Here is a 12,058-nt window from a genome sequence, read left to right as displayed (position 1 = left end):
CGATCACGGCGGAGACGCGGGGTGGCAGTGACACCAGCCGCTCCGCGGCGGGCGCACATCTGCGGCGTTGTCGTCGGTTGCCGACTCCCCCAAGTTCTCGGCTTCGCTCGAACAGGGGGACCCCCATCGCGTCGCCGCCCTCCTCCGCCTTGCAGCTGCACGCACCACACCCCGCTCACCGGCATCGGACAGGCGCCGCTGCTTTCCTCCACCGTGATCGACCGGACAGGTCCTAGGCGCCGGACGGCCGGTCCGCCGTAGGACCACCGCACGGCTCTGTCCACCGCACGGGTCCGTCCACCGCACGGCCCGTTCGCCGTGCGGCCGTCCCTAGGATGACTCCATGTCACTCCCGCACGCGATCCTCACCGCCCTGCTCGAGAGGCCGTCGTCGGGCCTCGAGCTGACCCGGCGGTTCGACAAGTCGATCGGCTACTTCTGGTCGGCCACGCATCAGCAGATCTATCGCGAGCTGGGAAAACTCGAGGCCGAGGGATACATCCGCGCCTTGCCGTCCGAGCAGCCGGCCCGGGGGCAGAAGAAGAGCTACGAGGTGCTGCCCGCGGGCCGTGACGAACTGGCCCGCTGGACGGCCGCGTCCCAGGCCCCGAAGCCGCTGCGCGACACGATGCTGCTGCGGCTGCGCGCCGCGGCGGTCGTCGGCACCGCGGGCATCGAGGCGGATCTGCGTCACCATCTCACCCTGCACCAGCGACAGCTCGCCGAGTACGAGGAAATCCAGCAGCGCGATTTCCCGCCCGGCAAGGACACTCCCCAGGACCGCCTACGGCACCTCGTACTGCGCGCCGGAATCGACCTGGAGACCTTCTGGACGCAGTGGCTGACGCACGCGCTGGAGGAGTTCGAGCAGGTGCCCGAGCCCGAGCGCCGGTAAGTGCCCGCCCGCGGCCGCCCCACGACCGGAGTCGGGCGGACAGCCGCCGTGCGACGGACCCCGGATCAGAGCCGGTTGGACTTGGCCCGGCGGCGCAGGAACCAGCCCGCCGCCGTGACGCCCGTGGCGACCAACGCTCCGCCGCCCACGAGGGTGAGGGTGCCATAGTCCCTGGTGGTGCCGCCGAGACCGCCCAGCACCCCGAGCGTCGGCGAGGCCGTCGCGGAGATTTTGGGGGTCGAGGGGGCGGACACGATGATGGCCTGGGTACCCGCTGTCGTCCCGTCCTGACAGACCACGATGACGGTATAGGTGCCGACGCCGACGTCCGACCAGGCCGCCGACTGACTGGTGCTCGTCCCGGTCAACGACACTTGGCGACCCTGGGCGAAGTTCACCTGCCCGCTGGAGAGCAGCGAGGCGTTACCGAAACTGCTGCCGTTGCTCGGACAGGCGCTGGTGGTGACCGAAACCGTGGACCCGCTGGTGCTTACGGAGATTCCCGAACCCAGCGCGACGGCTGAGGGGGCGGCCAGGGTGAGCGGCAGCGCAGCGGCGGCGGCCACGGTCAGGCCGGAGCGGAGAAGGATCTGAGTAGTACGCATAGGACTGGCCTCCAGCGGCACGGTTGGCGGTACATCCCATGCGCCGCCGAGGATTGGAAAGGCCCGTGCTGCCTCAGGGAGAGCCAACGTGCATCAGGTCCGGCCCGCATGCGGACGGGGACCGGGCAGGTGACGTATTCCTTCGTCCGGCGGACGAAGGAGCAGCGAAGGAGTACGTCACCAGGTGCGGCCCGCTTGCAGCAGCCGCTCCCGGACGAGCGCCACATGCGGATTGTCCGAGGCCCCGGGCCGCTGGGTGAGATACCCGGTGTTGATCGGCGGATCCTCGGGGACCAACAGGGGGACCAGGGCTCCGGAGGCCAGTTCGGCGAGGCACAGATAGCGAGGGAGCACGGTGATCCCGGCGCCGGCGACGACCGCCGCGAGGACGCCGCGCAGATCGGGCACCGTGATCGCGGCCTGCCCGGTCAGCCGCACCCCGAACACATGGCGCCAGTAGCGCCGGGCGATGGGCAGATCCTCGGCGTACGTCACCAGGGGCGCCCCGTGCAGCGCGGCGGGTCCCTCGGCGGCCACCCGGTCGGGTCCGATGCGCTCGGCCCATTGGGGCGAGGCGACGAGCACGAACTCCTCGTCCATCAACGGCACGGACGTCAGGGTGCGACCGCGCGGCCGGGTCGTGGCGATCACCAGGTCGAAGCGGGCGCCGCGCAGCCCGTCCAGGAGTTCGTCGGTCAGACCGGTGCTGACCCTCAGGCGTACGCCCCGCGCGGCCAGCGGCGCCAGCGCGGGCAGCACGCGCGTGCACAGCAGCTCGGCCGGGCCCGCCACATGGACCGGGTCCGGCGCCTGGTCGGCGCCGAACCCGCCGCGGTCCGCGATCACCGCGAGCGCGTCCAGCGGAGCCGAGACCTGCGCGGCCAGGTCGTCCGCCACTGACGTGGGCACCACCCCCCGCGGCTGCCGCTCGAACAATTCACGCCCCAACTGTTCCTCCAGCGACCGCATCTGCGTCGTCACCGTCGGCTGGGACAGGCCGAGCAGCCGCGCGGCCGCCGTGAACGACCCCGCGCGATGTACGGCGAGGAAGGTGCGCAGCAAGGAGAGATCGAGGGGAGCAGCGGTATTGGATTCGCTATGGGCCATACGGGTAAGACTATGTTTCCGCTATCGCGGAGCGCCCGTCGTCGCCGTCCGCTCCGCCGACAACCCGCCCCACGTGCCGTCCGGCAGCTTGGCCCTGATCCGCACGCGGTGCGCGACCCCGGCCTCCCGCCCGACGTAGAAGCTGTACGTGGCACGGCCGCGGGGCGGTGTGCCGCCCCAGACGAGCGAGGTCGCCGGGTGTCCGTCCAGATGGATCCGGTACTCCGTGATCACTCCGTCCGTCCGCGGCGGGAGCCAGGAGAGGTCGAGGAAGTACGCGCCGTCCTCGCGGTGGGTGCTCGCGCGGAAGGCGGTCGGCGCCGTGCCCCGGTCGTCGTCCGCACCCGGTGCGGTGGCGAGCCGGACCGCGTCGCTCGCGGGGGAGACGTTGTCCGCCGCGTCCCGCGCCCTGACGGTGAAGGAGTAGTCCGTGCCGGGGCGCAGCCCGGTGACCACGGTCGCCGTCTGCCCGCCGCCCACGCTGTGGATCTTCGAGGCGCCCTGGTAGATCTCGTACGAGGACACCCCTCGGTCGTCCGACGACGGTGACCACTCCAACTGGGCCGCCCGGCTCCCGGCCGCTCTGCCGTGCGGCCGACCTGGGCGGGTCGGGGACGTGCGGTCCGCGGCGACCGCGGCCGGTGTGGTGGCGCGCACCTCCTTGCTGGACGGTCCGGGGTTCCCGTCGGCGTCCACGGCGCGGACCGTGAAGACGTACGTCGTGGACGGGGCCAGCCTGGTGATGTCGGCCATGTGCTCCGCCCCGGGAACCTTCTCGACCCTGGTGGCGCCGCGGTACACCTCGTACCTGGCGACCTCCGGATCCCCCGATGTCCGGTTCCACATGACGTGCACGCTGGTCGCGCTGCCCGCCGCGGCGGTGACACCCAGCGGGGCCGGGGGCAGCCGCCCGCCCCCGTCGTCGTTGCGCGCGCCCCCTCCGCAGGACGTCAGGACGAGTAGCGAGCCGCACATCAACGCAAGGGAGACGCGTCGCACGGGTCTGCCTTCCCTCGACAGGATTGGTCTGTACCTATAAGACATCGTTGACGCGACCGCATCAAGGGGGCGGTGACCGTTCGCCGGACTGTCCTGGGGCTGCACGTATGCTGAACTCCGGCGCGGTGTGAACTCGCCCTTTTCCCAGGGGACTTCACACCCGCGGGCGCGGACCGCTGTCGTCGCTGATCCCGCGCCGGTGAAGGCGGTCGAGTGGCCCGGGCCGACTGCGGCTCGGGCCCTCGGCTGCACGGAGCCCGCCGACGCCGCCGTACGCCGTCCGGCCCCATGGTATTGGACGAACCGTCAGATACCCGCCAAATTTGGGCGGATGACCGTCAATGACCCCAGGCGGGGGTCTCTCATCGTGCGTGTCCAGTTGCTGACGCTGGCCGCGGCCGGCGCCACCCTGCTCGCTTCCGTCGTGCCTCCCGTTGCCGCCCACCCAAGTCGTCCCGCGATGGCGGCGTATGGGGGAAGCGCCCACGCCGCTGAGAGAAACGTCCGCGCCGCCGACCTCCTCGCGAAGGTGCGCGACTGCGTTCCCGTCTCGAACGGGCGCTACCGCACCGACGGCGGAACCCGCGCCAAGGTCCCCGTCTGCGGGGTGCGGGGCGCCGTGTACTGGAAGGCCGACATGGACATCGACTGCGACGGCCGCCCGGGCCGCCTGTGCAACGGGCGGACGGACCCCTTCTTCTCCGACAGCACCGCCTACACGCAGTCCGACGGGCGGTATCTGAGCGCCGAGACCCTCCCGTACGTCGTCGTGCCCACCCCCAGCCGCATCTGGAACCACCGTGACCACGGCATCCGCGGCGGTTCGGTGGTCGCCGTGATCCACCGGAACCGGGTCCAGTACGCGGTCGTCGGAGACGCCGGGCCGTACGACATCATCGGCGAGGCCTCGTACGCCACCGCCAAAGCGCTCGGTATCCGCCCCGACCCGCGCGGCGGTGGGGCACCTTCCGGGGTCACCTACATCGCCTTCAAGAACTCCCGGGTGTCGCCCATCGAGAAGCGCGCGGCCGCCGTGAAGCTCGGCGAGCGACTGGCCCGGCAGTTCGTTCGCGGCGGCCGAACGGCCGCGGGGTCGGGGAACCAGCGGCCTGGATCGGGCCGTTGATGCCGTCCGGAGGTTAGGGCCTGTCCGGCGGATCATGCCGGAGACGCGGGGTCCGGCACGCCGATCTGATCCGCCGGACAGGCCCTAGACAGCGGCCCAGCCGTTGTCGACGGGCAGGATCACGCCGTTGATGTTGCTCGCCGCGTCCGAGGCGAGGAACACGATGGCGGCGGCCTGCTCCTCGGCCTCGGCCGGGTGGCCGACGTTCCCCATGTACGAGGCGAGCACCGCGGGCCCGTGGGCGCCGTCCTTGACATCCACGGTGATGCCGGTCTTCGTGCCGCCCGGCGCGATGGCATTGGCGCGGATGCCCTGGTGGCGGTAGGTCACGGCGAGAGACTTCGTGAGGCCCGCGATGCCGTGCTTCGAGGCGGTGTACGCGGCCCCCGCGGCGCTACCACGCAGGCTCGCCTCGGAGGCGGTGTTCACTATGGCTCCCTTTCCGGCTTCCAGCATGTGCGGCAGCACCGCCCGGGTGAGCAGGAAGGGGGCGGTGAGGTTGACCCGGATGACCCGCTCCCACTCCGCGTCGTCGACCTCCGCCACCGCCGACATGCGGTCCATGATCCCGGCGTTGTTCACCAGCACGTCCACTCCGCCGAACCGCTCCACCGCGGTCGCGGCCACGCGGTCGACGACGGCCTGCTCGCTCAGGTCGCCGGTGACGGCGACGGCCGTGCCACCGTCCGCCTCGATCTCCTTGACGACCGCGCGGGCGCCCTCGGCGTTGAGGTCGGCCACGACGACCCGCGCCCCCTCCGCTGCGAAGGCGAGGGCGGTGGCACGCCCGATGCCCGAGCTCGCGCCGGTGACGATGACGCTGCGGCCGGCCAGTCCAGTGGTGGTCATGACGTGCTCCAAAGATGCGTTTGAGGTGCAACGAGCTGCTGCGCTGCAGACGGTACGACTTAATGTCTCTGAATGACATAAAGTCTCGCACCCTTTTCGAGATCGTTAGACTCACGCCAGTCCCGGGCGGCAGCCGCCCGCCGAATCGAGGAGGCACCAGTGCCGGACGGCGCGATCGCCCAACCCCCGGGTCGGGGCAGCGGCCGTACGGGGCGGCCGCCGCTGACCGAGGAGCGCAAGGCCGAGATCCGCCTCGAGATCGCCCGTGCCGCCGTGGAGCTGTTCGTCGCCCAAGGGGTGGCTGCGACCACCGGAGAGCAGATCGGACAGGCCGTCGGGGTCTCCGCGCGCACCGTGTGGCGCTACTTCCCGAGCAAGGAAAGCTGCGTGAGCCCGCTGTTCGCGGCCGGGATCGACGCGATCGCCGCCGCTCTGCGCGCGTGGCGCCCCGGCCGGCCTCTGGACGAGGCCCTGGGACGGGCGGTCATGACCGGCGAACGGCCGATGGCGCGATCGCAGCTCCCCCAGGTGCGGGCGCTGTTGAGGCTGACCCGTACCGAGCCGGGTCTGCGCGCGGTCTGGCTCCAGGCGCACGACGAGGCCGAGCCCGTCTTCGCCCGCGCCCTCGCCGACCGCGCCGGCCTTCCCGCCGTCGACCTGCGGTCGGAGATCCAGGCCGCCATGCTCAACGCGGCCCTGCGTACGGCGGTCGAGCACGATGCCTGGCGTGCTCCCGAGGCGGCGGGGGACGCCGCGACGGCGCAGGCCGAACTGATGGCGACCATGCGCTCGGCCCTCGTCGTCGCGGCGGAAGGACTCGCCTGAGGAGACGCAGCGGCCGCTGGGCTACTGGGTCCCGGGGGTGCCGGCTCTGGTGTCACACCTTCCGGTAGGTGTACGCCTCCACGGCCGCCGCCTCGACCGCCGCGAGGTCGGCTCCCGCCGAGGCCGTGACGACCGCGGCCACCGCGCCCTCGACGAAGGGCGCGTCCACCAGCCGGGTGTTGTCGGGGAGTTCGTCGCCCTCCGCGAGGAGGGCCTTCACGGTGAGGACCGCGCTGCCCAGGTCGGTGAGGACGGCGACCCCCGCGCCGCGGTCCACGGAGGCGGCCGCGGCGGAGATCAGTTCCGCGCTGGTGCCAAGGCCTCCGTCCACCGTGCCGCCGGCCGGGGCGACAGGAGCGGTCGTGCCGCCGCCCGCGAGTCCTGTCGCCAACTCGGCCACCGAGGCGGCGACGGCGGCACTGTGCGAGACGAGCACGATGCCGACGAGTTCGTCCTTGGCGTCGCTGGGCGCGTTGTTCCCGATGTCACTCACCGGACGCCTCCACGAGCGCCCCGATCAGCAGCGACGACGACGTGGCGCCGGGATCCTGGTGCCCGATGCTGCGCTCGCCCAGATAGCTCGCCCGGCCCTTGCGGGCCTGCAACGGCGTTGTCGCGACGGCGCCCTCCTCGGCGGCCGCCTTCGCCGCGGCGAAGGAGTCGGAGAGCGCGGCCACCGCGGGAACCAACGCGTCGATCATGGTCTTGTCGCCGGGTGCGGCACCGCCCAGCGTCATCACCGCGTCGACGCCCGTGTGCAGCGCGTCCGCGAGCTGTTCCTCGGTGACCTCGGCGGCGTCCCCGAGCGCCTTGCCCGTACGGCGCAGCAAGGTGCCGTACAACGGTCCCGACGCGCCGCCGACCGTGGAGATCAGCCGGCGCCCGGCGAGCGTGAGGACGGCGCCGGGGGTGTCCGGCGCCTCCTTCTCCAGCGTGGCCACCACGGCGGTGAAGCCGCGCTGCATATTGGTGCCGTGGTCGGCGTCGCCGATGGGCGAGTCAAGGTCGGTGAGCCGCTGCGCCTCGCGGTCCACGGACGCGGCGGTCGCCGTCATCCAACGGCGGAAGAAGCCGGTGTCGAGCACAGAATCTCCTTGCGTGGTACGGACGTTGACCGGTGGTCGACGATCGGTGGCTGTCGATCGGTGGCTGACGACCGGGCGGCGACCAAGTGCTGACCGGGTTCACACACCCCAGCGCAGCCCTGGCGTCTTCACCGGCGCGTCCCACAGTCGCAGCAGCTCCTCGTCCACCCGGCACAGCGTCACCGAGGCACCGGCCATGTCCAGCGAGGTGACGTAGTTCCCGACCAGCGTGCGGGCCACCGGGACCCCGCGCTCGCCGAGCACCCGCTGCACCTCCGCGTTGAACCCGTACAGCTCCAGGAGTGGCGTCGCGCCCATGCCGTTCACCAGGACAAGGACGGGATCGCGCGGATGGAGATCCTCCAGGATCGCGTGCACCGAGAAGTCGGCGATCTCGCGCGAGGTCATCATCGCGCGCCGCTCCCGGCCCGGCTCGCCGTGGATACCGACGCCCAGCTCCAGCTCCCCGGGCGGCAGGTCGAAGGTCGGGCTGCCCTTGGCCGGAGTGGTGCAGGCACTCAGGGCGACACCGAAACTGCGGGAGCTCTCGTTGACCTGGCGGGCCAGCGACTCGACCCGCTCCAGCGGAGCACCCTCCTCGGCGGCGGCGCCCGCGATCTTCTCCACGAAGAGCGTCGCGCCCGTGCCGCGCCGCCCTGCCGTGTAGAGACTGTCGGTGACGGCGACGTCGTCATTGACGATGACCTTCGCGATCCGGATGCCCTCGTCCTCGGCGAGCTCCGCCGCCATGTCGAAGTTCAGCACGTCACCCGTGTAGTTCTTCACGATGAACAGCACGCCCGCGCCGCTGTCCACGGCGGCCGCGGCCCGCACCATCTGGTCCGGTACCGGAGACGTGAAGACCTCGCCGGGACAGGCCGCCGACAGCATCCCGGGACCCACGAACCCGCCGTGCAGCGGCTCGTGCCCGGACCCGCCGCCGGAGACGAGGCCCACCTTTCCGGCCACCGGGGCGTCCCGCCGCACGATCACCCGGTTCTCCACATCCACCGTGAGGTCCGGATGCGCGGCCGCCATACCCCTCAGCGCGTCCGCGACCACCGTCTCCGCCACGTTGATGAGCATCTTCATGGGTACCTCCTGATGAGACTAGCAGATGAGCCTCTGACCTCTATCTTTGCAGGTCAGACCATGTTGGGCCAGCAAATGATCTTGGCGGTTCGTGCCGGTCGGAAGCGGGTTCTGGTGGTACCGATGCTGACCCGTTGCTGACTTTGGTGACAGGTTGTCAGATATGGCTGGCGTGCATACGGATCGGCCCGAGAAGCCCGCTCCGGGAGGTGCCGACGCCGGGGATGCGGTGATCATCTGTGCGGATGCGAACAGGAACGTCTGCGACTGTCCGGCTGCAGGGCGAAGCCTGGCCTCAGGGCGGACTGTAGAGAATCTGTCTGACCGAGGGTTCATCGAAGGCGCGGAGGGCTCCGGTGTGAGCGTAGTAAGCACTTCGTGTCTCGATCCCAAACTCGGGCGTGTTTCCCATCCCTGCAGGCCTGGTGGTGGAGAACTGTTGCGGCCCGCTGAACCGAGCATCCCTGAAATTCTGGCTGGTTGCCAGATGTCGTTAAGGGGTTCGGAGGGCAGGACGCCGCAGCCTTGGCGGGGTTGCATTCAGTGAGGTCTTCTCGGCAACGTGATAGTTGCGGAGTGTGACGGGGTGCGGGTGCCCGCTCGCGGCCTAGGGGGTGTCGTTTGGATCACCCCGGGTCCGCGACGCCTGGCACGGCACCTCGCCGCGTTGTCGCATCACCCGAGTACGCCCAGTACGCGGGTAATGCTCCGCCTTGCGATGCGCCGCACCAGGCGCCGCGGCCTGATCCGAGGTGATCCAAACGACACCCCCTAGTTCTGCGGTGCCAGGGTGCGCAGGACACAGAACTCGTTGCCCTCGGGGTCTGCCATGACCACCCAGTTTCGGTCTGAGCCCTGGCCCACATCCGTCTTGGTGGCGCCGAGGCCAAGCAATCTGGTCACCTCGTCCTCGGTGCTGCCGTCGATCGGGCTGACGTCGAGGTGAAGCCGGTTCTTCACGGTCTTGCCCTCGGGCACCTGGATGAACAGCAGGGTGGGCGGCATCTGGCGGGCCCGAACATCCTCGACGGTCGGCACCCAGGAGCCGATCTCGACCTTGCCCTCGCTCCGGTCGATCACCTTGAAGTCCAGGACCTCGCACCAGAAGGCCGCGAGCCTCTCCGGATCGTGGCAGTCAACGGCCAACTCGGTGAACCTACTTGTCATGACTCTCCCAGATAGTGTGGACGGGGCTCAGGGTATGCCGCCCGTCCGACGGATCCGAGATCTTCCTGATTAGGTGACATCAGACGGGCTTGACCCGGCATCAGATACGCGAGAAGCCCCTGGTAGGAACAGGTCTGCGAAGAACTGGTTCCGGGTACCGAGAGGCTTCACGCGTTGACCAGTATCACCTACACCGGCGTGCTCGATGTCAGCCGGGCCACTGCTGAGGCCCTCGCGAAGCTGCTGCTCGAACACCGCGAGCGTCTCGGGACCCGCAAGGGCACCCGCGCCCTGGGGCCGTTCAAACAGAGCGTGTTGATCCTGCGCTGGTTCCTGGACGGTGCCCGGCTGACTCAACTCGCCCGCGACAACCGGATCTCCGTCCCGACGGCCTACCGCTACCTCCATGAAGGGCTGACCGTGCTCGCCGAAGATCGACAGCGTTCAGACCGACTCCTGGTCCGGCTGCGGATAGCCGATCTCGGAGATGTCCTGGGCCAGGTCCACCAAGCTGACCTCAGGGTTCAGCAACGATACGAGTTCCTGGTTCAGCGGCCGCAAGGCATGAACCTGGCTCACCGCCCCCAGGTCGATCGAGACCTCGTAGTAGTCCTCGGCGAAACGCTGGAACGCTTCCGGAGAACGGTCGACCAGAAGGCCGAACAGGCTCGTCGCCCCGTCAGGATCGACAGCGCCCTCGGGGAAATCGATCGTCCCGTGGTGCCACCGCTCGTCCGTCGGTCCCCGCCACAAGCAGGCCGTCACGACGGGCACGCCCTCCTGATCGGTGAACGCCGGCTCCTCGACGAAGGACCTGAAGAGCTCGGGGACCTCGTCGACTACTCCTGGCCAGGGCTCGCCATCGTTGCCAAAGGGGCTCATCGGCGATTCGTGGTCGAAGCCCCGCACATAGGCCCCGGCCGCCGAGAACACGATCGAGTACTCGTCTCCCGACCCGTTGCGCATCGAGGCCATCTCCTCGCCGTCGGCCCAACCGGCGTTGAAGGAGTAGTACCGACCTTCCCGGTCCGGGCTCAGGATCGCATCGAGCATCGCCAGTGAACGGCACAGGTCCCGCAGGTCGGCAATGGCGGGAAGCTGGCGGGCTACGTCATAGACAGTCACATGCTCATCCAACCCGACGCCACCGACACCCAGGGCCCCGCCAGGGGCGTCGTGAGCCACCCAGTTCCCACATGCGTGGCCAGGTTCCAACTACCGTGTCCTGGCTCAGAGACGCGCACCGCCAGACCCTGGACCTGCGCCTTCTGTGCGATCACTCGCAAACAACGACTCTCCGTCACACGCGTGCGTTCTAGATGGCTTTGGTCGGGTAGCGGGAACCCCGGGTGGACGTGGGCATGGATGATGGGGCGGGGGCGAGGCCGGGGAGTGCCTCGTAGCGTGGGAGTAGCCGGCCCGGCTGTCGCCGACCTGGTCGCACTCCGCGAGAGTGCCGTCGAGCAGGACGTAGCCGGGATCGGTCTCGCGCAGCACCCTGAGCAGGCCCGGTGCACGCTCTGCGAGCAGGCTGATCACCGCGGTGGTGTAGGAGTGGGCGGTGCCCACCGAGATACCGAAGCCCGCTGCGATCTGGCTCCACCGCGTGGCGGGTGTGGCTTTGAGCCTGGCCGGCCCCGAGCAGGTCGCGGGCCTCGGCGAAGGTGACCTCGATCGACCAGCGCCACGCGTACCGGGTGACCAACTCCGCAAGCGGCGTGTCCAGATCGGTGGTGACCAGGGCCAGGTCGTAGCCGCTGACGGTGTCCTCATCGTGCAGGAGGATCACGCGGACGGTACGGGTGTGGAACGAGCCGTACCACAGGCAGGTGACCTCGGCCAGGTGGACGGTGTCGGTGCGCCGGTAGCGCGTGACCTCGAACGATGTGAAGACGAGCCCGGCTGCCAGGTCCTTCGCCGTGCCCAGCCGCTCGCCCTTCAGGGCGAGTCGGCCGCGGCGCCCGGTGGGCGGCTGGGCGAGGTCGTACAGCACCGCCGAGACAGGCCGGCCGGGTTGTGATCGCACAGGTCGCGGGCAGGCTGCGGAGCGCCCTGCCGTGGTAGGCGGCGTCCGCGACGACGTGGAGGCGCCGGGCATGGTGGCAGGCGGCCAGCAGACGGATCATGGACGCGGCAAGGTCCCATGACGGCGGCGACATCCTCGACGGGGACCGAGTCGGGTACGCGGTGCAGGTAGTACAGCTCCACATGGTCGGTACCGAGTCGGGCCGGGGAAGTGTCCAGGTGGGCGCGGATCTGATGGCTCAACTCTTGGCGGTTGGGCGTACCGCCGATGCGGAACTTCGTG

At 70.1% G+C, this 12,058-nt stretch carries 13 protein-coding genes and 2 pseudogenes; 5 read left to right on the top strand and 10 right to left on the bottom strand.

The window, feature by feature from the left end; all coding sequences use genetic code 11:
- The first annotated feature begins 343 nt into the window (after positions 1–343).
- Positions 344–895 (top strand): PadR family transcriptional regulator, encoded by a 552-nt coding sequence (locus ACX28W_RS35690; protein ID WP_459004150.1) that lies wholly within the window; start codon positions 344–346, stop codon positions 893–895.
- 65 nt (positions 896–960) lie between these two features.
- Here ACX28W_RS35690 and ACX28W_RS35685 read toward each other — a convergent pair whose 3' ends face one another.
- The 3 genes from ACX28W_RS35685 to ACX28W_RS35675 all read right to left on the bottom strand — a co-directional run bounded on the left by ACX28W_RS35685 (position 961) and on the right by ACX28W_RS35675 (position 3,582).
- On the bottom strand, positions 961–1,500 hold the full coding sequence (locus tag ACX28W_RS35685) for a hypothetical protein (RefSeq protein WP_459004149.1): 540 nt from the start codon (positions 1,498–1,500) through the stop codon (positions 961–963).
- A gap of 177 nt (positions 1,501–1,677) precedes the next feature.
- Positions 1,678–2,607, bottom strand: coding sequence for a LysR family transcriptional regulator (locus ACX28W_RS35680; protein WP_459004148.1), 930 nt, complete (start codon positions 2,605–2,607; stop codon positions 1,678–1,680).
- A 21-nt stretch (positions 2,608–2,628) separates the two neighbouring features.
- On the bottom strand, positions 2,629–3,582 hold the full coding sequence (locus tag ACX28W_RS35675; protein ID WP_459004190.1) for a fibronectin type III domain-containing protein: 954 nt from the start codon (positions 3,580–3,582) through the stop codon (positions 2,629–2,631).
- A 391-nt stretch (positions 3,583–3,973) separates the two neighbouring features.
- Here ACX28W_RS35675 and ACX28W_RS35670 point away from each other — a divergent pair, with 391 nt between their 5' ends.
- Positions 3,974–4,732, top strand: a complete 759-nt coding sequence (locus ACX28W_RS35670) for a glycoside hydrolase family 75 protein (RefSeq protein WP_459004189.1) — start codon at positions 3,974–3,976, stop codon at positions 4,730–4,732.
- Between the two features lie 84 nt (positions 4,733–4,816).
- Here the strand turns inward: ACX28W_RS35670 and ACX28W_RS35665 are convergent, their stop codons facing one another.
- Positions 4,817–5,581, bottom strand: coding sequence for an SDR family NAD(P)-dependent oxidoreductase (locus ACX28W_RS35665; protein WP_459004147.1), 765 nt, complete (start codon positions 5,579–5,581; stop codon positions 4,817–4,819).
- 159 nt (positions 5,582–5,740) lie between these two features.
- Here ACX28W_RS35665 and ACX28W_RS35660 point away from each other — a divergent pair, with 159 nt between their 5' ends.
- Entirely contained in the window at positions 5,741–6,406 is a 666-nt protein-coding gene (locus ACX28W_RS35660; protein ID WP_459004146.1) for a TetR/AcrR family transcriptional regulator, read from the top strand.
- 52 nt (positions 6,407–6,458) lie between these two features.
- Here ACX28W_RS35660 and ACX28W_RS35655 read toward each other — a convergent pair whose 3' ends face one another.
- The 4 genes from ACX28W_RS35655 to ACX28W_RS35640 all read right to left on the bottom strand — a co-directional run bounded on the left by ACX28W_RS35655 (position 6,459) and on the right by ACX28W_RS35640 (position 9,750).
- Entirely contained in the window at positions 6,459–6,890 is a 432-nt protein-coding gene (locus ACX28W_RS35655; protein ID WP_459004188.1) for a PTS-dependent dihydroxyacetone kinase phosphotransferase subunit DhaM, read from the bottom strand.
- Between the two features lies 1 nt (position 6,891).
- The gene (gene dhaL, locus ACX28W_RS35650) at positions 6,892–7,491 is read right to left on the bottom strand and encodes a dihydroxyacetone kinase subunit DhaL (protein WP_459004145.1); all 600 of its coding nucleotides are present in this window, start codon (positions 7,489–7,491) and stop codon (positions 6,892–6,894) included.
- A 99-nt stretch (positions 7,492–7,590) separates the two neighbouring features.
- Positions 7,591–8,583, bottom strand: a complete 993-nt coding sequence (gene dhaK / locus ACX28W_RS35645; protein ID WP_459004144.1) for a dihydroxyacetone kinase subunit DhaK — start codon at positions 8,581–8,583, stop codon at positions 7,591–7,593.
- A gap of 771 nt (positions 8,584–9,354) precedes the next feature.
- On the bottom strand, positions 9,355–9,750 hold the full coding sequence (locus ACX28W_RS35640; protein ID WP_351152949.1) for a VOC family protein: 396 nt from the start codon (positions 9,748–9,750) through the stop codon (positions 9,355–9,357).
- 174 nt (positions 9,751–9,924) lie between these two features.
- Between ACX28W_RS35640 and ACX28W_RS35635 the strand changes: the two are divergent.
- Positions 9,925–10,227, top strand: a pseudogene (locus ACX28W_RS35635) (IS5/IS1182 family transposase); the annotation flags it as partial.
- On the opposite strand, the gene ACX28W_RS35630 reads toward ACX28W_RS35635, so the two are convergent.
- The gene (locus ACX28W_RS35630) at positions 10,195–10,875 is read right to left on the bottom strand and encodes a hypothetical protein (protein ID WP_459004187.1); all 681 of its coding nucleotides are present in this window, start codon (positions 10,873–10,875) and stop codon (positions 10,195–10,197) included. The pseudogene ACX28W_RS35635 and the gene ACX28W_RS35630 sit on opposite strands and share 33 nt — an antisense overlap.
- 282 nt (positions 10,876–11,157) lie before the next feature.
- Positions 11,158–11,349: pseudogene (locus tag ACX28W_RS35625) on the bottom strand (transposase family protein); the annotation flags it as partial.
- A 525-nt stretch (positions 11,350–11,874) separates the two neighbouring features.
- Here ACX28W_RS35625 and ACX28W_RS35620 point away from each other — a divergent pair.
- The coding region (locus ACX28W_RS35620; protein ID WP_459004143.1) for a hypothetical protein at positions 11,875–12,058 on the top strand (184 nt) is incomplete at its 3' end.

The sequence above is a fragment of the Streptomyces sp. SD15 genome (genome assembly GCF_054462255.1).
The sequence above is the reverse complement of the archived record's forward strand: the minus strand, read 5'-3'. Positions and strand labels throughout refer to the sequence as shown.